Raw genomic sequence first — 19164 nt, forward strand, 5'->3', positions numbered from 1 at the left:
CTTCAAAGCGCGTGCCGCAATCCTTGCAATCATAGCGTGTCTTTTTGACGCGAAGAAACACGTGCTTGCGCCGCATCGGTGCGTCCCGAAGGACTTGCTCCCGGTGATCGTGGACCCAGGCGTGGGACGAGCCACAGTGTGGACACACCCGATCGTGAACGGGCTTGCAATCAATGGTAATGAGGCGTCTTTCTTCTAAAACACCGGTGACCTCGACATCTTGGATTCCTAAAAGTAATGTGGTAATATTGTTTTGCACTTGTTTGCCCTCCTTTATTATTTTGTGGTGATTTAATTTTAGGTGATAGGGAAAACAAGTGCTATCTTTTTGCACAAAAATATCCATTGAGGAGGTTACTCCCCAACGGATATTATAGAGCCAAAAAAGAGGGGGAATCGGATGATTCTCCCTCCTTTGTCATCACTCTGAAACCGCCCGCAGGCGGTTCATTTTTTATTCAGCTTCGTCTTCGGATACTTCGATATCTTCGAACATTTCCTCGGCGGTTTCCGGGTAGGTTTCGAAGAAGTCGAAATCGTCCAGATCAAAGTCATCGTAGTCGTCAAAATCGTCGTCTTCGTAGACATAGTCTTCCAATTCGGCCAAGTCTTCTTCTACGACGTCGACATAACTTTCCATGTCTTCGAATTTTTCATCGACGACTTCTGCCAATTCCGCGACCACGTCGACGAGTTCCAATAGAATTTGGCCTTCTTTCGACGATTCTTCCAGTCCCAATCCATCTGCTAAACCTTGAACATAAGCGATGCGTTGCAAAATGTTTTTCATGGTTGCCTCCTTGGCTACACTCTGGACATATATTCGCCGGAACGTGTGTCTATGCGAATAATATCTCCCCGATCGACAAACAAGGGCACAAGTAGGGTGAAACCTGTCTCAACGGTAGCGGGTTTTGTCGCGCCGGAAGTGGTGTCGCCCTTTACGCCGGGCTCGGTTTCCGTAACTTCTAATTCGACAAAGTTTTCCGGGGTGACGTTAAAAGGCTTGCCTTGATAGATTTGGATTGTCGCCATGTCGTTTTCGCGCATAAAGTTTAATGCGTTTTCCACGAATTCCTTTTCGATGGGCATTTGTTCGTAAGTTTCGGTGTCCATAAAGTAGTAAAGCGCGCCATCGGAATACAAGTATTGCATTTGCTTGGTTTCGATTACGGCACTTTCAAACTTTTCCGAGGGGTTGAAGGTGGTTTCCTTCGCGCCGCCGTTTAAAACCGAACGAATTTTAGCACGAACGAAGGCCGCACCTTTTCCCGGTTTAACGTGTTGAAAATCCACGACTTGGTAGACGTCTCCGTCCATTACAAAAGTTACACCTTTTCTAAAATCACCAGCTGAGATCATAATTTCCTCCTTAATTGTACTGCCTATTTATTATATCAAATTGAAAAATAACCCACAAGATGTGAGGCACCGCCTTAGTAAAGCTTTTTTAGGCGGTAGCCACTCGGCTTTATGAAGTCGTCGAAAAAATAAAAGGATTGTTCCACGGGGCGCGGTTGAAAATTGACGCGGATCGGCCCGGTATTTTCGCCGATGAGAAGCCCGTCCACGACCATTTGCCCTTTCACGGCCGACCCGGGCTCGCGAATCAACACGCCTTTGACGTGGACGTCCCCCTTCAGGAAGGATCCTTTTTTCAGCCAAAGAACGCCGCTCACATCCAGGGGGTTTTCCGTTTCCACGGCGCTTTCTATTTCCCAACGAAGCTTTTCCGTGTTCTCGAGAAAGGGAATTTCCTGATTTTCTTCCGTAACCTGCACAAGTTTTCCGTCTTTTTGCCTCAAATGAAGCGTCTCCTGTGTGATGACGGAACGAATGCCCGCTTCAGGCGGCTTTGCAAAGCTCTCGGCAAGCATAGACTGCCAAGCCCCGTAAACGCCGGCATTTTTCATTTCTTCCACGCTGAGCACGCCGTCTTCTTGGATAAAAAGGGGATTCACGCCGTCGAAACGCAGGCACGCCTTGGCGCCGATGCCCTTATATTTGCAGGAAGTCTCCAGTTTAACGGCGGTATAGCTTCCCTTTTCTGCTACGTAGGACAGGCGGGGATGTTCATCTGACACATCGTCCATGGAAACGGCCGCAAGACGGTAACTTCCGCCTAATTGAATGACGTCGGTGATCATTTTTTTACTGACGCCTTCGTTGGCCAGATACGCTAGGGACTCGGCGTAATAGGAGGCCTGCTTTTCGTCTTTTTCCGCGCCGAGCAAAAGCAGATTGTCTTCGATGCGGGAAAAAATCACCAATGACAGGAGGCTGATCACAGCAAAGATAAAGACGGCCATGAGGGCGATGGCGCCGCGCCGCCTACTCATAAGACCCCCTCAAGGCGACGACGCGCTTCGATTCACCACCGCATTTAAGGCGGATCACGAGGTAAGCGTCTTTTTTCTCAAAGCTGAGCCCGTCCACATGCCTCAGTATGACGGTTTGTGTGCCTTGTTTTACGTTCAAACGGTTGATGGGATACTTGATGTGGCTGTGATCGGCGAAGCGAGACAATTTGTCGCCTTCAAAGATATAGCTCACCACTTTGTGCCCCTCTTCTCCCGGCTCGCGAACGTAAAATTGAACGTAATTCTCTCCGATTCGATAGATGCTGTCGGCCCCAAGAAGCTCATCCACCATGCTGTTTAAAGCGAAGCTTACGTCGTTTTCGCGATTGATGCGGCCGGCGAAGGCGGCGGCGCCGTTCAGTCCGCTGAATAAAATTTGGCTAAGTAAAGCGATGAGTACGGCGCCGATGGCCATGGCCAACAGAAGTTCAAGGAGTGTAAAGGCTTTTTTTCGGTCGGAGGGACACCAAGAGGCTTTTCCCCGTCTTTTCATCAAACACCTCCACTTTCTCCAATTGATCGTCGTAGCTCGTGACGACGACGTGTATTCCCGGCTCCGCCTTGTCTTCGTAGGCCATGTAAGATTCCATGGTATTGACGCTTCGATTGAGCCTGTCCCGCTTCGTATTTTGTTCGTTTAATTGCTTGAAGCTGCCTCCCAAAAAGGCGCTGAGCATGACGGTAACCAGGGCGATAATGGCAGCGGCCACCATGACTTCAAGCAAAGTGAAGCTAGCTTTCTTCATCGGCTCTCTCCATTCGAATGCGTCCATTCACCGGCGCCACGATGACGTTAAAGGCCGTTTTCCCGACGCGAAAGGTGATCGTGCCGCTGTTGGACGGCCTGCCCGACGGACTGAATGAAATACTATTCCCGCCTTGCGCCGTATTGGATTCGACGAAGATCAGCTCGTCTTCGTAGGGCACGGTCTTTTCAATTTCATCATATTGAATCATGTATCGGTCGTTTTCAAAAATCATATTCGTATGAGCCCGCGTAATCATGGCGCGCTTTCTCAAGTCGCTGAGCTCCCCTGTGATGGTATGAATTTGGCGTTCAGCTTTAAATCGCCGAACGCCTTTCATTCCCATGACGCCGATGGTGATGAGGACCGCCACAATGGCGATGACACAAATCAGTTCCACAAGGGTCATGGCTTTTAATTTAGTTTTCATTCGATAGGATTTGAATGTTTCGAATGGCCATCACTTCGCTTACAGCGCCTTGATCCGTAAAGGTGTAGCGAAGTTGATTAACGCGAATCGAGCCGTCCATGCCGTTTAAGGGGAAGAAAATGCGATAGAATCCGTCGCCTAAATCCTCTTTGCGCAGGGGAAGAACTTCCTTGCTGTTTCCTTCCTCGTCGGCCAAGATCAGACTGTAAATGCCTTCGGTCTTCGCACCGTCGGATACGTCGATGCTGAATTCATGGCCGTTTTTCGGCAGATAGAATCCGCCGGTGTCCATGATGACGACGCGCTTCGGCGCTACTTGGCCCTCTGCCCTTATAGGCGTATCGAATTTCACGTCGAGAATTTGATAGGCCTTGTCCACGTTGCGGTCCGTCTGCGGCTCCAGTACCACGGGCATGCCCTCATCCATGGAAGCCGACAAGAAGCAATCGAAGGCCGAGTACGTCGTCAAGGCCGGCGCCAAGTTGACGGTATCTTTCGTCTTCGGCGGCGTTTCCGATTGAGGTTTCACTTGAGGCTTCGGCTGTTCTGCCGGTTTTGTGCTCGGTGTTGTCGTATGGGATGTAGACGGTGCCGTCCTGGGCGGCGCGACGGGCGTCGTCGTGTGGGATGTGGACGGCGCGACAGGCGTGGTCGTGCGGGACGTAGACGGGTAGACCGGGCGCCACGTGGATGTGCTCGAAGATGAGCTCGAAGGCGCCGTGGCCGTGCCGGTGCCCGTTGCAGGGGTCGCCGTCGTGTCCGGTGCGGCAGGCGCTGTGGCCTCAGGCGCCGGCGTGTCGAAGGTTTTCGACGATAGGCTGTTGTCCACGATGTCGTAGGGAATGGACAGGCGAATGGACGTGGCCTCCACATCCGACGGATCTTTGTTGTAGCTGATGGAATCGATGTTCAGCTTATAGGATACGCCCTGCAGGGTTTCCAAATACTGACTCAACACGTCGGTGGAGCCGCTGTGCTCCACGACCAAGTTCATGAGCCCGGAATTTTCACCGTCGGGCACCACTTCTTCGCTGGTAATTTCCACATTGGGATCCGACGCGATGTCGTTGGCTACGGCCTGTTCCACTTCCGTTTCTTTTAAGGTGGGCTTTTCGTCGGCAAAGGCCGCTCCGTCCCCTTCTTGGGCGTGGGCCACGGCCGGCGTGGCGTTTAACGCCGCCCGAAGGGCGTCCTGCTGCGTCTTGGGCGCGTGAATAAAGGCGCCGTAGCCCGTACCCGATGCCGCAAAAATAAGCACCGCCGCTAAAGCTGCCTGTTCTTTTTTAGAAAAGTTTCCTTCTTTTATTCGATTAATTGTGTTTTTAATATAAGGCTTCATCTCGCTGTTTCGTTCGGGAATATCCCCTTTGCGCGAAGATAAAAAATCAAGTTTCACACCATCACCTCTTCAAATATTCTATCAAAGGCCTGGAGCTCTGTCGATGGAATTTCAGTGAAATCAACGCAAAAAAAGAGCCTGCAACGGGTGCAAGCTCTTCTTTTAAAAAATAGCATTGGCTTTTCCATAATCGTGAACGGCGCGGGCGATCATTTCGTGGCCTTCGGGCATTAAATGGATGCCGTCGATGTAAAGGGCCGGATCGTTCGGAATCACCGAATCCAAATGAAGGCCGGAGGCTCTCTCGTTCAGCTCCTTCATCTTCTCTTGGAGCGACACGATCATGCTCATGCCGACAAAGAGCTCGTCATCGACGATTTCAGGCGTCGGCGGCACGATAATCACGGCTCGGGCGCCTCGTTTTCGGGCGTAGGCTTCGAGGCTTTCGTAGGCCTTTATGACCTGATCCACGGTGCCTTCGCCCAACAAATCGTTGGCGCCGCCTAAAACCAAGAGCACGTCTCCTTCATTTAGCACAGGAGGCATGTCACAAAGCTCCGTGATCCAAGCGCCGTTCATGCCCAAATTGGCGACGGGCCGGTTCAAAAGCTTTTCCAATCGACTGACCCAGCACTCATCGAAATCCACGCCGTAGCCCGCCACATAAGAGTCGCCAAAAGCGAAGATCTTAGTCAATTTTCTTGCTTTCGATTTCTTCTTTTAATTCGCCTAAGAAATCGGCAAGTTCAACATCGCTGCGTTCATTGCCGTCGCGGTCGCGAACGGAGATCTTGCCGCTGTCCGCTTCTTTTTCGCCGACGATGACCATGTAGTTGACCCGTTCCATTTGTGCGTCGCGGATCTTCTTGCCGATCTTTTCGTTGCGTTCGTCGTATTCGGCACGGATGCCGGCATCGGAAAGTTCTTTGGTGACTTTCAGGGCGTAATCTTCGAATTTTTCACTGATGGGAAGCACTTTTACTTGGACCGGTGCGAGCCACAAGGGGAATTTACCGGCAAAGTGTTCGACTAAAATGCCGAAGAAGCGTTCCATGGAGCCCATGAGGGCGCGGTGACTCATAACGGGTTGTTGTTTTTCGCCCTTTTCGTCCACATAGGTCAATTCAAAGCTTTGGGGCATTTGGAAATCCAATTGAATGGTTCCGCATTGCCAGGTACGACCGATGGCATCGCGCAGGTGGAAGTCGATCTTCGGACCGTAGAATGCGCCGTCGCCTTCGTTGATTTCGTATTCCATTTCCTTGCTGTCCAAGGCTTTTTTCAGCGCTTCAATGGCCATATCCCATTGTTCGTCGGTACCCATGCTGTCTTCGGGACGCGTGGAAAGTTCCACCGTGTAGTCGAAGCCGAAGGTATTGTAAAGTTCATCGGCCAAGTCGATGAGCTTAATGACTTCTTCTTGGATTTGCGAGGGAAGCATGAACACGTGGGCATCGTCTTGGGTAAAGGTACGAACTCTGAACAGGCCGTGGAGGGCGCCGGAAAGTTCGTGGCGGTGCACTTGACCGAATTCCATGAGCTTAATGGGGAAGTCTCTGTAAGAGTGCATGGATTGTTCATAAACCAAAATGGATCCCGGGCAGTTCATGGGTTTGATGGCGTAGTCTTCGCCGTCGATTTTGGTGAAGTACATATTATCGCGGTAGTGATCCCAGTGACCGGAGCGGTGCCACAAGTCTTCGTTTAAGATCATGGGCGTCTTGATTTCGCCGTAGCCCCGTTCAATTTGCAGGTCGCGCCAGAAGCGTTCCAATTCGTTTCTTACGAGCATTCCCTTGGGATGGAAGAAGGGGAAGCCGGGGCCTTCGTCGCGGAAGCTGAACAGATCCAATTCGCGGCCGATCTTTCTGTGGTCGCGACGCTTGGCTTCTTCCAGGCGTTCCATGTATTCGTCGAGATCTTTCTTCTTCGGGAAGGAGATGCCGTAGATCCGTTGAAGCATCTTGTTCTTTTCGTCGCCGCGCCAGTAAGCGCCGGCGATGGAGGTCAGCTTCACGGCCTTAATGTCTTTTACATTTTCCAAATGGGGTCCGCGGCACAAATCCACGTAGTCGCCCAGGGTGTAGATGGAAATTTCTTCGTCGGCGGGGAGATCTTCGATAAGTTCGATCTTGTAGGGTTCGTCCTTGAAGAGTTCTTCCGCTTCGGCTTTGGAAAGAACTTTTCTTTCAAAGACCGGGCCTTCTTTGACGATGGCCTTCATTTCCTTTTCGATCTTTTCCAAATCGTCGGTGCTTAATTGTTCGTCCAAGTCGATATCGTAGTAGAAGCCGTTTTCAATGGAAGGACCGATGGCAAATTTCGTGTTGGGCCACAGGCGTTTGATGGCATAGGCCATTAAGTGGGCCGTGGAGTGCCAGAAGATTTGTTTGCCTTCTTCGTCTTCGAATTTAACGACTTTGATGGTGCCGTCTTCGTCGATAAAATCGTGTTTGCCTAAAATCACGCCGTTGTAAACACAGCCGACGCTGGCTCGTTCCAAGCCTTCGGAAATGTCGGCGATTAATTCTTTCACCGATTTTTTCGATTCATATTCTTTTGAACTTCCGTCGGGATAACTTACTTTAAACATCATTCACCTCAATTAAAAAAACCGACCGTCCCCAAAAGGACGATCGGTACCGTGGTTCCACCTTCATTACTTCTCAAAACATGTAACGCCTGTTAAGCGCTGCCGATTAAGGCAGACGTCGGGGTTGGTTTTCCACAAAATTAAGAGCTTTCACCGTCCTCTTTCGCTAAGGCTTTGTGTACTCGTCCCTTCATTCATGGTAAGAAGTATAGCAGATCCCTGTTGCTTTTGCAACTGTGTTTCTTCTTTATGCCTCATTCTTTAAAAAATTTACAATTTCTTCCGGGGCCATGGCTTTCTCTTCCCCGGTTTTCATGTTGCGAAGCTTGGGCATATTGTTTTCCACTTCCTCACGGCCGAGGACGATGGCATAGGCCACGTTCAGGTGATCGGCGTATTTAAATTTCTTGCCGATTTTTCCCGATTCGCCGTAGAAGATGCAGCGAATTCCTTCGTCTCTCAAAGTCTTTAACAGGCGCAGGCCTTCTTCCTTCGTCTCGTCGAAGGGAATGATCAGGCACTCCGACGCCGCGTCGTCGTAGCTTTTTAAGAGGCCCGCTTCGTTTAATTGGTAATAGAGGCGGGAGAGGCCGATGGAAATGCCCACGCCGGGGAGCTTTTGCTTCGTGTAGTGGCCGGCCAGATTGTCGTAGCGACCTCCGCTACACACGGAGCCGATGGCCGGGTAATCGTCTAAAATGGTTTCGTAGACGGTGCCGGTGTAGTAGTCCAGGCCGCGGGCGATTTTCATGTCGGGAATCATGTGTTTGTCCGACACGCCTAATGTGCGGGCGATGGAGAAGACTCCCTTCAGCTCGCTGACGCCGGTTTTAAATTCCTCGTCCTCGATGGCCATGGCGTCGAGGGCGGCGAATACTTCGTCGGTGGTGCCGGAGATAGCAATAAACTCGGCGATTTTTTCCACGGCGTCATCTGCAAGGCCGATTTTTGAAAGCTCTTCCTTCACCGAATCCACGCCGATCTTATCGACCTTATCTACGATGCGAAGCACTTCTTGGGAATCGTTGATGCCCAGGGCCCGATAAAAGCCGTTTAAAATGCGGCGATTGTTCATGTGAATGGTAAAGGCTTCGAAGCCCAGGTCTTGGAAAGTTTTGGCGATAATCGAAGGGATCTCGCCGTCGTTATATAGAGACAACGATCCGTTTCCGATAATGTCGATATCACATTGGTAGAATTCACGGAAGCGGCCCTTTTGCGCCCGCTCGCCCCGATAGACTTTGCCGATGTGGTAGCGGCGGAAGGGGAAGCTTAAATCGCTGTAATGTTGGGCCACGTAGCGCGCCAAGGGCACGGTGAGGTCGAAGCGCATGGCGATGTCCGTAGAGCCTTTTTTAAAGGCATAGACTTGCTTTTCCGTTTCGCCGCCGCCTTTGGCCAAGAGGACCTCCTCTTTTTCCAAAACCGGCGTGTCGATGGGCAAAAATCCCTTCTCTTCGTAATTTTTCCGAATAATGTCCTTCATCCGATTAAAGACCAATTGATCTTTCGGCAGAAGTTCCATAAAGCCCGGCAATGTGGACGGTTGTACAATCTGACTCATTTTCCTCCTCCTTCTATGACAAACATGGCGATGGATGCGGCCACGTTGGCGTTTAGTGAATCGATGGTTTCTTTCATGGGGATTCGAAGGCGCAGATCCACTTTCTCAAGCAGATCTTCCCGAATGCCTCGGGCCTCGTTTCCCACGATCAATACGATGTTTTCGTTCTCCCCTTCCACGGCCATGCCCTCGCCGCGAATGTCCAGGGCCGCAAAGAGGGCCCGCTCTTTATAGGCGAGGAGTTCTTGGTCTGTGACATAGGCCACGGGCAGGCGAAAGGCCGAGGCCATGGAGGCGCGGATGCACTTGTCGTTGGTGGGATCCACCGTGCCCGGCCCGATGAGCACCCCGTCGAAGTGAAAGGCTTCGGCGGAGCGGATCATGCCTCCTAAATTCCCCGGATCCTGCACGCCGTCGGCGTAGAGAAAGCGGCCGCATTCGGGAAGGCTTTCGGCATCCACGAGAAAACTGCGGCACAGGGCGATGATGCCCTGGTCCGTTTCCGTGGACACCAATTCGTTAAAGAGGCGGTGGTCCAAAAGGGTCACTTCTACCTCTGCCTTTTCAATCAAAGATCGGTGCTGCTCGACTTTTTCTTTATCGACGATCAGCTCCATCACATAGCCTTCGGCCATGACCTCCTCGATGACCACGGCGCCTTCCACCAATAGGGTGCCCGATGCTTTTCGGTATTTTTTGTCCTTCAGCTTTTTCCACGACTTAAAGCGGCTGTTGTCTTTCGAATTAATGGTTTTCATCGACTCACGCATTTTTCATTTGTTTCAAATCGTCGTCGCTGCCGAAGAAAATAATAATGTCGTTTCGATTCAGCACTTCTTCGGCGACGTGGCGCACGATCAGGTCCTTGCCCCGGCGAATGGCAATGACATTGACATTAAATTCGCTGCGCAGCTGGAGTTCGCGAATGCTCTTTCCGATCCAATCTTCCGCCACTTCGTATTCCACGATGCCGTAGTCGTCGGACAATTCAAAGTAATCGGTAATCCCGTTGTCCGTCAATTGTTTCGCCAGGCGCATGCCCATGTCGATTTCCGGATAAATAATCGTGTGGGCGCCGAGGCGCTTTAAGATATGGCCGTAGCGCTTCGTCGGCGCCTTGGCGACGATCAAAGGAACCCCCGCTTCCACGCAGGCGATGGTGGCCATAATGGCGGAATCCAAACTGCTTCCGATGGCGATGACGGCGCAATCGAAATTGCTCAGGCCCAGATCGTCGAAGACATCTTCGTCCATGAGATCGGCCTCAATGGCCGTGGTGACATTTTCCGACACGTACTTCACCCGCTCGGGATTCATGTCCACCGCCAAGACGTCGTTGTGCATATTATATAAGGTCTTTGCCACCGTCGATCCGAGGCGACCGAGGCCGAAGACGATAAAACTTTTAACCATGGTTCTCTCCTATCCCACGATAAATTTTCCTTCCGCATAGCGGAATTTGCGCTTGTGTTCTCTGTGAAACAGCCCCATGGCGAAAGTCGTCGGGCCGATTCGTCCCAAATACATGGTAAATGCCAAAATTAATTTTGATGAATTTCTAAGCATCTGTGTAATGCCCCGCGTGACACCGACGGTGCCGAAGGCGGAAAAAGTTTCGAATAAGGCGTCCAAAAACTTTATATTTCCCCCTTCAAACATGACCACGGCGGCGGACACGGCAAAGACCAAGGCCACCCCGATGACAAAGAGGGAGTAGGCCTTTCGCACGATGTCTTTTCCCACGCGGCGATGAAACATTTCCGTGTCGTCGCTGCCGCGGAGGCTGGCCCAGGTGGCCGCCAAGACGATGGCGAAGGTGGTGGTCTTTAAACCGCCGGCCGTGGAGCCCGGGGAGCCGCCGATAAACATTAAGAGGCAGCTGCCGAAGGCCGTAGGATCGGTAATGCTTCCCATGTCCAGGGAATTAAATCCCGCCGTCCGAAAGGTGGTGGACTGAAAGAAAGATGCCAAAAGCTTTTCAGACAGAGGCATGGGCGCCAAGGTGAGGGGATTGTTCCACTCGAAGACGGAGACCATGACGGTGCCTGCGATCAACAGGGCGGCGGTGGTGACGAAGACCAACTTCGTATGGGGACTCAGGCGGCGGCGCGTTCTGTACCGCCACAGATCCGAGTAGACAACGAAGCCCAATCCCCCTAAAATGATCAAGGCGGCGATGGTTAATGTGATCAAAAAGTCGCCCTGAAAAGGCACGAGGGAGTCGCCGAACAGGTCGAAGCCGGCGTTACAAAAGGCGCTCACGGAGTGAAACAGAGAAAATGCGATGCCTTTTTTCACGCCGTAAAGAGGCACGAGATGAAACGACATCACGAGCGCTCCCACCCCTTCGATGGCCAAAGTCAGGAGGGTGGCGAATTTCAACAGGCGCACCAGGCCCGTTAAGCTGTCGGCATTGAGCTGCTCTCTGATATACAATCGCCCCGTTAAGGAAATACGCTGACCGGTAAAAATCGAAATCCACATGAGCATGGTCATGGTGCCCAGGCCGCCGATTTGAATTAAGCCGATAATAATGCATTTCCCGAAGACGGTCCAGCCGGCTGCCGTGTTGCGCACGATGAGTCCGGTGACGCAAGAGGCCGAGGTGGCGGTGAACAGTGCATCGACAAAGCCTGCCGATGTGTGATCGGCCGAGGCTTGAGGAAGCATCAAAAGCAATGTTCCGATTGAAATTAAAACCAAAAAGGAAATTGCCAGGACAAAGGGCGGGTTATGAGAAATTTTTTTCTGAAGACGATTCGGTAATTTCACGCTCTGCTCCTAAAATAAAATACACCCCACAGGGAGTGTCCCCATGGGGTGTAGCGCTTATTCTCCCTTAGCTACTTGAACGAGTTGTGCAAATGCATCCGGGTCGTGAATTGCCAATTCGGAAAGAACCTTGCGGTTAATGTCTACATTGGCCTTTTTTAATCCACTGATAAAGCGGCTGTAGCTCATGCCGTTCAAACGTGCGGCGGCATTGATTCTCGTAATCCAAAGTTTACGGAAATCTCTCTTTCTTTGCTTTCTGCCTGCAAAGGAGTAGCTCATGGAGCGCATAACCGCTTGGTTTGCTACGCGGTATAATTTCGATTTTGCTCCGAAGTAGCCCTTTGCTTGTTTTAATACTTTTTTATGACGACGCTTTGCGTTGACGCCTCTTTTTACTCTAGCCATGTCTTACCTCCCCGATTACGGAATCATGTTGTCGATGCGGCGAGCATCGGACTTGGAAACCAACGATCCTTTACGCAGATTCCGCGTTCTCTTTGCTGTCTTTTTGCCCGTTAAGTGGCCTTTGTAAGCTTTGAATCTTCTCAATTTGCCGGTTCCCGTTCTGGTGAAACGCTTGGCGGAACCTCTATGCGTTTTCATTTTACCCATTGTATTCCTCCTACTTATTCTCCGATTTCGAGCGGAAAAACATAACCATATTTCTGCCTTCCATCTTCGGTTTTTTGTCTACTTCCCCGTATTCCGAGACAAGTTCCGTAAATTCATCCAAGACTTCGCGGCCGATTTCGGTGTGACCCATTTCTCTTCCGCGGAAGCGGACGGCGACCTTTAAGCGGTTTCCGTCTTTCAAGAAATCCTTGGCTTTATTGGCCTTCGTGTTTAAATCATGGGTCTCGATTTTCGGCGTCAAGCGGAGTTCTTTTACCGTAATCGTCTTTTGTTTCTTCTTCGCTTCCTTTTCCTTCTTCATCATATCGTAGCGATATTTTCCGTAGTCAAGAACGCGGCAGACCGGCGGCTTCGCCTTCGGCGCAATATTGACGAGATCCAATTTAAATTCGTCAGCAATAGCTCTTGCTTTTTCAATGGATACAATACCTAACTGTTCACCTTCGGGATCAATTAAGCGCACTTCTTTCGCGCGAATTTCTCCATTGATTTGAATTTCTTTAATGACTAAACACCTCCATAGGCAACAAAAAAAGCGGGCACACAAAGACCCGCCATAAAACTGGAACATAACCTTAAAACGTAGTCGTAAGGTGAGAAGCGGACTTCTTCTTCATGCCCGAATAGTGTATCAAATTCCCGGGCGCATGTCAAGCTTTTTCTATTTCGGCCAGGATATGATTCAGTTTCGTTTGGATTAAATCCACCGCCACTTTGTTGTGGCCCCCTTCCGGGACGATGATGTCGGCGTAGCGCTTCGACGGCTCCACAAATTGCAAATGGGCCGGCCGCACCGTGGCCATGTACTGATCGATGACCGAATCCAAGCTGCGCGCCCGTTCCTTCATGTCCCGCTTGATTCGACGAAGGATGCGCACGTCGCTGTCCGTGTCCACGAAAATCTTCATGTCCAAGAGATCCAGAACCCGAGGCTCGGAGAAAAGCAAGATCCCTTCGATTAAGATAATGTCCTTGGGCTCCAGGCGGATCGTCTCTATTTTGCGATTGTGCACGGAGAAATCGTACTCCGGCATATCCACGCTTTTCCCCGCCTTTAAGGCGATCAAATGCTCGATGAACAGATCGTTGTCAAAGGCAAAGGGATGGTCGTAATTGGTTTTCACACGCTCTTCGAGAGACAAATGGCTTTGATCCTTGTAGTAATTGTCCTGACGGATCACCGTGCAGCGGGCGTCGCCGGTGTTTTTCAAGAGCTGCTCGGTGACGGTGCTCTTGCCGCTTCCCGATCCGCCGCAAATGCCGATTAAGATTGGTTTCAATCCTGCACCTTCTTTCGAATCATATCCTTCGCTTCCACCGCTTGAGGTACGATGGCGGTAAATACCTGCCGCGCCTTATTGGCCACCTCCATGGGCGCGCCTTCCTCGTCGACCATGTCGTCGATGGTCCACGTGAAGAAATCTTTTCCCGGGCCGAAGACTTCCACTTCGTCGCCGCAGAAAATTCGGTTCCGCTGCTCGATGGTGGCCCGCTTCGTCTCGGGATCGTAGTCCAAGACGACGCCGACGAAGTCGTAATCTTTGATATAAGTCACGGAATCGCTGATGCCCTCGGGGCCTTTGGCTTCGGAATAGTAAAAGCCCGTGGTGAAGTCCCGGTGGGATACTTTTTTTATCTCTTCGAGCCAACGGGGATCGTAGCGATAGTTTTTCGGATCGGCGTAGTAGGCGTCAATGGCCATGCGATAGGCCCGAATCACCGTGGCCAGGTAATAGGCGCTCTTCACCCGCCCTTCGATCTTGAGGGACCGAATCCCCGCCTCAATCAATTCGTCGATGTGCTCGATCATGCAGAGGTCCTTGGAGTTTAAAATAAAGCTCCCCTCTTCCGTGGATTCGACGGGGAAGTACTCGCCCGGACGGTTCTCTTCCACGAGATGGTATTTATAGCGACAGGGCTGAGCGCAGTCTCCCTGATTGGCGTCGCGCCCCGTCATGTAATTGCTCATGAGGCAGCGGCCGCTGTAACTCATGCACATGGCGCCGTGGACGAAAGTTTCGATTTCCACGCCTTCCACGTCTTTTTCAATGGCGCGGATCTCCTCCAAGGTAAGTTCCCTGGCGAGCACCACCCGCTCGGCGCCCAAGTCTCGCCAAAAGCGCACGGTTTCGCTATTGGTCAAGCTCCCCTGGGTGCTCATGTGAATGGGAAGTTTCGACGCCTTTTTCGCTCGCATAAAGATGCCGGGATCGGCGACGATTACCGCGTCCACTCCCGCTTCTTCCAATTCGGCGAGGTAGTCGTCCAGCCCGTCGAAATCCTTGTCGTGGGGAATAATATTTAAGGTCACGTGGACTTTTTTTCCTCGGGCGTGGGCATATTCGACGCCTTCTTTAATTTTTTCAACGGAAAAGTTCTTCGACGCCTTTCTCAGGCCGAAGGCTTCTCCCCCTAAGTAGACCGCATCGGCTCCGTAGTCGATGGCGGTTTTTAATTTCTCCAAATCCCCTGCCGGTGCCAAAAGTTCTATCTTATCCATCCAATCTCCTTATTAACAACAATCCGTCGCCGACGGGCAACACCGTGGCCGATAAGTTATCCGCACGGAGCACCCGGTACAAGAGGCGTTTCAGCCTTTTCACGATGGTGATTTTTCGGCGCTTAAATAATTTCTTTGACGCGAGCATGCCGTGAAAAAGCACATTGTCCATGAGGATGACGCCCCCGGGGGCCAGTCTGCGCAAACTTTCTCTCAGGTAGATTTCGTATTGCCCCTTGGCCGCGTCGATAAATATAAAATCGTAGCTGCCCTCGTCCTTTTGAATAAATTCTGCGGCGTCTGCGACGATGAGGTGAATCCTGTCTTCCAAATTTTGATTTTGAAAATGGGTGCGGGCATTCACGGCCCGGTCGGGATCCAGCTCCACCGTGGTAATTTCCGCATCGGGCAGTGCCCGAGCCATCATGGAGGCGGAATAGCCCACCGCCGTCCCCAGTTCCAAAATGCTTTTCGCTCCCAGAAGCGGCAGAAAGAAATTCAAAAAGTTTTCCACCTGCGCGTCGATAATGGGCACGCCCTCGGCTTCGGCGAAGGCGCGCAAATCCTTCAAATAACCGGCGGGCTCGGGAAAGAGCTGCGCCAAATAGTCTTCGATAAACGGTTCTGTTACATGCATGAGAAAAAAGCCGGTTAAACCGGCTATTATACATCCATAATGATGGGCAGGATCATGGGATTTCTTCGCGTCTTCTTGAAGATGAAGTTTCTTAAATCGTCGCGAATTTGCGATTTAATCGAAGACCAATCCTTGATGTTTTGACGCTTGCAATTCTCCACAGATTTCGTCACCATGTCACGCACTTCGTTCATCAAATCCGTGGATTCGCGAACGTAGACGAAGCCTCTGGAAATAATGTCCGGACCGGAAACCATTTGGCCGGTTTTTTTGTTCATGGCGATAATGGCAATGATCAAGCCGTCTTCGGCCAGGTGTTTTCTGTCCCGAAGCACGATGTTTCCCACATCGCCGATGCCCAAGCCGTCGATCAACACTTGTCCCGCTTCCACATCTTTCACGCGACGAGCCTCGGTCTTGGTCATTTCCAGGCAGTTGCCGTTGTCCATCATGAAAATATTGTTCTTTGGAACGCCCATCTTTTGCGCCACTTCCGCGTGCTTCAATAAGTGCTTGACTTCCCCGTGAATCGGGATAAAGAATTTGGGCTTCAAGAGATTCAAAAGGAGCTTGTGCTCTTCCTGATAGGCGTGGCCGGAGACGTGGATTTCCGACAAGGATTCGTAGATGACGCGCACGCCCTTGTCCAGCAGGCGATTGATGACCGTGTTCACCGCGCTTTCGTTTCCGGGAATCGGATGGGCGGAGAGAATAATCACGTCATCTTTGGTGAGCTGAATGCGCTTGTGCTCGCCGGTGGAAATCCGGGTCATGGCGCTCATGGGCTCGCCTTGGCTCCCCGTGGTAATTAAAACCAATTGGCGGGGATTGTATTTGTTCATGTCCTTAATGTCTACGATGGTGTTGGGCTTCACTTTTAAATAGCCTAAATTTTCCGCAATGCCCATGACATTCAACATGCTTCGGCCGCTTAAGACCACTTTCCGATTGTAGCGTTCCGCCGCCGTAATGATCTGTTGGATCCGATACACATTGGAAGCGAAGGTGGCGATAATAATTCGGTTGTTGCGCATAAGGGCGAAGAGGCGGTCAAAGGTGGCGCCGACCTTGCGCTCGCTCATGGAAAATCCTTCCCGAAGCACATTGGTGGATTCGCTGAACAGGGCCAGGACGCCGCGGTTGCCGATTTCGGCCAGGCGATTTAAGTCGATGGGATCGCCGGATATCGGCGTAAAGTCCACTTTAAAGTCTCCGGAGTGAACCAACACACCCAGAGGCGTGGTAATGGCAAGAGCCGCCGCATCGGGAATGGAGTGGTTCACTTGCACCCATTCCACTTCAAAGAACTTGCCGATTTTTACCGGCTGCTTGTAGCTCACGTTCACCATTTTCGTGGAGCGCAGGAGGCGGTGTTCCTTTAATTTGTTTTCCAACAGGGCCAAAGTCAATTTGGTTCCGTACACGGGCACATTGATCTGTTTCAACACATAGGGCACGGCGCCAATATGGTCTTCGTGGCCGTGGGTGATGACGATGCCCTTGATTTTTTGCTTGTTCTTAATTAAATACTGAATATCCGGGATGACGATGTCGATGCCCGGCATATCTTCTTCGGGAAAGGTCATGCCGCAATCGACGACGATAATCTCGTCCTTGTATTCGATGACGGTCATGTTCTTTCCCACTTCGCGCATCCCGCCTAAGGGAATGATGCGAAGCTTCTCTTTATACTTCATTGGCTTCTCCTTCTTTTTTGCGACTGCACTTGTCACAAATGCCGTAGAATTTTAAATTATGATCGGTAATGTGAAAGTGCACGGTTTTTTCTATTTCTTCTTCTAAATCGTCCAGTAAATCCACATTGACTTCCGTAATTTCGTGGCAGACATTACAGACCAAGTGGTGGTGCTTATGCTTTTCGTCTTCGAGGCGACGTTCGTAGCGCGTCGTGCCGTCTTCGAAGGTAAGTGCCGTTAAAAAGCCGATGGATTCCAAGAGGCTCACGGCGCGATAAACGGTGGCGATACCGATTTCGGGCATTTTCTTGCCGGCGTAATGAAACACCTCTTCTGTCGTCATGTGTTCGCCTTCTCTTTCGGCAAAAACTTCCATAACTACCTGACGCTGTTTGGTAAACTTATAGCCTTTTTCTTGCAAAAACTCTTTAAATGTATTGTCCATGGGATACCACCTATATTCGTTCCTGTCGCTGATCGCCGAAAACACGACAAATAAAGGCCCTTCGCCTAAAGAGGCAATTGATCCAAGTAGGTTTGAAGGATCAACACGGCCGCCAATTTGTCCACGTGTTTCTTTCTGTTTTCTCTTCGAACGCCGCCTTGCATAAGTACCGCTTCGGCGCTTGATGTGGTCAGTCGTTCGTCCACATAAATAATTTCCATGCCCAACGCTTCCTTCAAGTAGTCGGCGTAATTCATGGTTCTTTTCGCCTGAAAGCCCAAAGTATTGTTCATGTTTTTCGGCAACCCGACGATCAGCTTTTCAACGTCGTACTTGTCGATCAGCGCCTTGAGCGCCGCTGCATCTTCCGCCTTCGATGCCCGAATAATCGTCGTCACCCCTTGGGCGGTGATGCCCAAAGGATCGGAGACGCTGACACCGATGGTCTTGTTTCCAATATCCAGTCCTAACAATCGTTTCATTTTAAATCACTTTAATGCAAAATTCAGGGCAGACTGTGGCGCAGTAGCCGCACAAAATGCACTTGTCGTTCACCACGGCACGGCCGTCTTCTACGTGAATGGCATCTTGTTTGCAGCGCCTTTCGCAACTGCCGCAGCCGATACAGTAATCGCCGATAATCAGCTTCCGCTTCTTTTTCGATACATCCTCCAGGGCACGCTCGTTTTCTTCGCCACGCAAAAAAAGATCCGCGTTGTAGTCGATTTCTTCCTTGGACTGCATGCCGATTGCGGTCGAGTCGATGCAGTCGATGGATGAAATCCACTTTAAAGACGCTCTGTTTTCGGCGATTAAATGGCCGCCGCCCAGGGCTTTCATGGAATAGATACCGATGCCCTTTTTGTGTCTCTGTTCAATGGCATGGAGCATCTCTTCCGGCGTGCCGTCTTGAATCCCCACGCCCCGTCGATTGATGATGGGATGGATCACCTCGATCTCGGGGAAAAGGGCCGTGGCATTGACGCAACCGATAAAATGGGTGGAAATTCCGATGGCGCGAATGTATCCCGCCTGTTTTAATTCCACCAGGCGGTTTAATGCGCCCTTGTGCCCCTTTAGAGTCAGGAGGGATTCCTGTTCGTGCAACATGAAAATGTCGATGTAGTCCGTGTCCAATTCCTTCAGCGCTTTATTTACGCTTGCATCGGCCGTCTTTTCGTCGTAGCAGTAGGCCTTGGATGTAATCACCCATGCCTCACGCCCGAGTTCTTTAATCGCCCCGCGAATGTAGGCGTAATTATCGTAGATTTCCGCCGTATCTATAAAGTTGATACCCTTTTCGTGGGCATAAACCAATAGTTCCGTGCCTTTTTTTAAGGGCAAATTCGCCTGAAATCTCGAAAATGTCAACGAGCCGTAGCACAGTGGCGACACTTCGATCCCTGTTTTTCCTAAAACTGCCATAAATCGCTCCTAAAAACAGA

General features: G+C 51.0%; 24 protein-coding genes. All 24 read right to left on the reverse strand.

Translation table 11 applies throughout. From position 1 onward, the window contains the following. Positions 1–346: transposase family protein (locus DG046_RS01130; RefSeq protein ID WP_199909558.1), on the reverse strand; the 346-nt coding region annotated here is incomplete at its 3' end. 108 nt (positions 347–454) lie between these two features. Then, positions 455–790, reverse strand: coding sequence for a CD1247 N-terminal domain-containing protein (locus tag DG046_RS01135; protein ID WP_108830764.1), 336 nt, complete (start codon positions 788–790; stop codon positions 455–457). Positions 791–804: 14 nt separating this feature from the next. Continuing rightward, positions 805–1362, reverse strand: coding sequence for an elongation factor P (gene efp, locus DG046_RS01140; RefSeq protein ID WP_108830765.1), 558 nt, complete (start codon positions 1360–1362; stop codon positions 805–807). Positions 1363–1436: 74 nt separating this feature from the next. Then, on the reverse strand, positions 1437–2339 hold the full coding sequence (locus DG046_RS01145) for a hypothetical protein (RefSeq protein ID WP_108830766.1): 903 nt from the start codon (positions 2337–2339) through the stop codon (positions 1437–1439). Next, entirely contained in the window at positions 2332–2853 is a 522-nt protein-coding gene (locus DG046_RS01150; RefSeq protein WP_108830767.1) for a prepilin-type N-terminal cleavage/methylation domain-containing protein, read from the reverse strand. The genes DG046_RS01145 and DG046_RS01150 overlap by 8 nt, the downstream gene beginning before the upstream one ends. Beyond that, a complete protein-coding gene (locus DG046_RS01155; protein WP_159082012.1) occupies positions 2789–3106 on the reverse strand; it encodes a PulJ/GspJ family protein in 318 nt (105 codons plus the stop codon). Before DG046_RS01155 ends, DG046_RS01150 begins: the two co-directional genes overlap by 65 nt. Then, entirely contained in the window at positions 3093–3536 is a 444-nt protein-coding gene (locus DG046_RS01160; RefSeq protein ID WP_108830769.1) for a prepilin-type N-terminal cleavage/methylation domain-containing protein, read from the reverse strand. Before DG046_RS01160 ends, DG046_RS01155 begins: the two co-directional genes overlap by 14 nt. Beyond that, on the reverse strand, positions 3526–4932 hold the full coding sequence (locus DG046_RS09590; protein ID WP_159082013.1) for a hypothetical protein: 1407 nt from the start codon (positions 4930–4932) through the stop codon (positions 3526–3528). Before DG046_RS09590 ends, DG046_RS01160 begins: the two co-directional genes overlap by 11 nt. Before the next feature lie 105 nt (positions 4933–5037). Then, positions 5038–5571 (reverse strand): SGNH/GDSL hydrolase family protein, encoded by a 534-nt coding sequence (locus tag DG046_RS01170; RefSeq protein ID WP_108830770.1) that lies wholly within the window; start codon positions 5569–5571, stop codon positions 5038–5040. Then, complete coding sequence (thrS, locus tag DG046_RS01175; RefSeq protein WP_108830771.1) at positions 5564–7468, reverse strand: threonine--tRNA ligase; 1905 nt, start codon at positions 7466–7468, stop codon at positions 5564–5566. Before thrS ends, DG046_RS01170 begins: the two co-directional genes overlap by 8 nt. 247 nt (positions 7469–7715) lie before the next feature. Then, positions 7716–9032, reverse strand: a complete 1317-nt coding sequence (gene hisS, locus DG046_RS01180; RefSeq protein ID WP_108830772.1) for a histidine--tRNA ligase — start codon at positions 9030–9032, stop codon at positions 7716–7718. After that, positions 9029–9790, reverse strand: a complete 762-nt coding sequence (locus DG046_RS01185; RefSeq protein ID WP_159082014.1) for a TrmH family RNA methyltransferase — start codon at positions 9788–9790, stop codon at positions 9029–9031. The genes hisS and DG046_RS01185 overlap by 4 nt, the downstream gene beginning before the upstream one ends. Positions 9791–9794: 4 nt before the next feature. After that, positions 9795–10445, reverse strand: a complete 651-nt coding sequence (locus DG046_RS01190) for a potassium channel family protein (protein WP_108830774.1) — start codon at positions 10443–10445, stop codon at positions 9795–9797. Positions 10446–10454: 9 nt separating this feature from the next. Continuing rightward, on the reverse strand, positions 10455–11804 hold the full coding sequence (locus tag DG046_RS01195; protein WP_234411436.1) for a TrkH family potassium uptake protein: 1350 nt from the start codon (positions 11802–11804) through the stop codon (positions 10455–10457). Between the two features lie 57 nt (positions 11805–11861). Beyond that, positions 11862–12212 (reverse strand): 50S ribosomal protein L20, encoded by a 351-nt coding sequence (gene rplT / locus DG046_RS01200; protein ID WP_108830775.1) that lies wholly within the window; start codon positions 12210–12212, stop codon positions 11862–11864. A 15-nt stretch (positions 12213–12227) separates the two neighbouring features. Further along, on the reverse strand, positions 12228–12419 hold the full coding sequence (rpmI, locus tag DG046_RS01205; RefSeq protein WP_108830776.1) for a 50S ribosomal protein L35: 192 nt from the start codon (positions 12417–12419) through the stop codon (positions 12228–12230). Positions 12420–12429: 10 nt separating this feature from the next. Further along, positions 12430–12987, reverse strand: a complete 558-nt coding sequence (infC, locus tag DG046_RS01210; RefSeq protein WP_234411437.1) for a translation initiation factor IF-3 — start codon at positions 12985–12987, stop codon at positions 12430–12432. Between the two features lie 103 nt (positions 12988–13090). Next, the gene (udk, locus tag DG046_RS01215; RefSeq protein ID WP_108830778.1) at positions 13091–13720 is read right to left on the reverse strand and encodes a uridine kinase; all 630 of its coding nucleotides are present in this window, start codon (positions 13718–13720) and stop codon (positions 13091–13093) included. Further along, complete coding sequence (locus DG046_RS01220) at positions 13717–14940, reverse strand: peptidase U32 family protein (RefSeq protein ID WP_108830779.1); 1224 nt, start codon at positions 14938–14940, stop codon at positions 13717–13719. The genes udk and DG046_RS01220 overlap by 4 nt, the downstream gene beginning before the upstream one ends. Next, positions 14933–15577: an O-methyltransferase gene (locus tag DG046_RS01225; protein WP_108830780.1), complete on the reverse strand. Its 645-nt coding sequence runs from the start codon at positions 15575–15577 to the stop codon at positions 14933–14935. The genes DG046_RS01220 and DG046_RS01225 overlap by 8 nt, the downstream gene beginning before the upstream one ends. A gap of 26 nt (positions 15578–15603) precedes the next feature. Further along, on the reverse strand, positions 15604–17274 hold the full coding sequence (locus DG046_RS01230) for a ribonuclease J (RefSeq protein WP_108830781.1): 1671 nt from the start codon (positions 17272–17274) through the stop codon (positions 15604–15606). Further along, positions 17264–17719, reverse strand: coding sequence for a Fur family transcriptional regulator (locus DG046_RS01235; RefSeq protein ID WP_108830782.1), 456 nt, complete (start codon positions 17717–17719; stop codon positions 17264–17266). Before DG046_RS01235 ends, DG046_RS01230 begins: the two co-directional genes overlap by 11 nt. Before the next feature lie 65 nt (positions 17720–17784). Beyond that, entirely contained in the window at positions 17785–18201 is a 417-nt protein-coding gene (ruvX, locus tag DG046_RS01240; RefSeq protein WP_108830783.1) for a Holliday junction resolvase RuvX, read from the reverse strand. 1 nt (position 18202) lies between these two features. Beyond that, positions 18203–19144: an aldo/keto reductase gene (locus DG046_RS01245; RefSeq protein WP_108830784.1), complete on the reverse strand. Its 942-nt coding sequence runs from the start codon at positions 19142–19144 to the stop codon at positions 18203–18205. Positions 19145–19164: the final 20 nt, after the last annotated feature.

The organism is Aedoeadaptatus coli (assembly GCF_900343085.1).
Lineage (GTDB): Bacteria > Bacillota > Clostridia > Tissierellales > Peptoniphilaceae > Aedoeadaptatus > Aedoeadaptatus coli.

What these genes read in the sequence shown, in the direction of transcription:
- DG046_RS01135 (WP_108830764.1), bottom strand. Translation starts at nt 790, where the DNA reads ATGAAAAACATTTTGCAACGCATCGCTTATGTTCAAGGTTTAGCAGAT.
- efp (WP_108830765.1), bottom strand. Translation starts at nt 1,362, where the DNA reads ATGATCTCAGCTGGTGATTTTAGAAAAGGTGTAACTTTTGTAATGGAC.
- DG046_RS01145 (WP_108830766.1), bottom strand. Translation starts at nt 2,339, where the DNA reads ATGAGTAGGCGGCGCGGCGCCATCGCCCTCATGGCCGTCTTTATCTTT.
- DG046_RS01150 (WP_108830767.1), bottom strand. Translation starts at nt 2,853, where the DNA reads ATGAAAAGACGGGGAAAAGCCTCTTGGTGTCCCTCCGACCGAAAAAAA.
- DG046_RS01155 (WP_159082012.1), bottom strand. Translation starts at nt 3,106, where the DNA reads ATGAAGAAAGCTAGCTTCACTTTGCTTGAAGTCATGGTGGCCGCTGCC.
- DG046_RS01160 (WP_108830769.1), bottom strand. Translation starts at nt 3,536, where the DNA reads ATGAAAACTAAATTAAAAGCCATGACCCTTGTGGAACTGATTTGTGTC.
- thrS (WP_108830771.1), bottom strand. Translation starts at nt 7,468, where the DNA reads ATGTTTAAAGTAAGTTATCCCGACGGAAGTTCAAAAGAATATGAATCG.
- hisS (WP_108830772.1), bottom strand. Translation starts at nt 9,032, where the DNA reads ATGAGTCAGATTGTACAACCGTCCACATTGCCGGGCTTTATGGAACTT.
- DG046_RS01185 (WP_159082014.1), bottom strand. Translation starts at nt 9,790, where the DNA reads ATGAAAACCATTAATTCGAAAGACAACAGCCGCTTTAAGTCGTGGAAA.
- DG046_RS01190 (WP_108830774.1), bottom strand. Translation starts at nt 10,445, where the DNA reads ATGGTTAAAAGTTTTATCGTCTTCGGCCTCGGTCGCCTCGGATCGACG.
- rplT (WP_108830775.1), bottom strand. Translation starts at nt 12,212, where the DNA reads ATGGCTAGAGTAAAAAGAGGCGTCAACGCAAAGCGTCGTCATAAAAAA.
- rpmI (WP_108830776.1), bottom strand. Translation starts at nt 12,419, where the DNA reads ATGGGTAAAATGAAAACGCATAGAGGTTCCGCCAAGCGTTTCACCAGA.
- DG046_RS01220 (WP_108830779.1), bottom strand. Translation starts at nt 14,940, where the DNA reads ATGGATAAGATAGAACTTTTGGCACCGGCAGGGGATTTGGAGAAATTA.
- DG046_RS01225 (WP_108830780.1), bottom strand. Translation starts at nt 15,577, where the DNA reads ATGCATGTAACAGAACCGTTTATCGAAGACTATTTGGCGCAGCTCTTT.
- DG046_RS01230 (WP_108830781.1), bottom strand. Translation starts at nt 17,274, where the DNA reads ATGAAGTATAAAGAGAAGCTTCGCATCATTCCCTTAGGCGGGATGCGC.
- DG046_RS01235 (WP_108830782.1), bottom strand. Translation starts at nt 17,719, where the DNA reads ATGGACAATACATTTAAAGAGTTTTTGCAAGAAAAAGGCTATAAGTTT.
- ruvX (WP_108830783.1), bottom strand. Translation starts at nt 18,201, where the DNA reads ATGAAACGATTGTTAGGACTGGATATTGGAAACAAGACCATCGGTGTC.
- DG046_RS01245 (WP_108830784.1), bottom strand. Translation starts at nt 19,144, where the DNA reads ATGGCAGTTTTAGGAAAAACAGGGATCGAAGTGTCGCCACTGTGCTAC.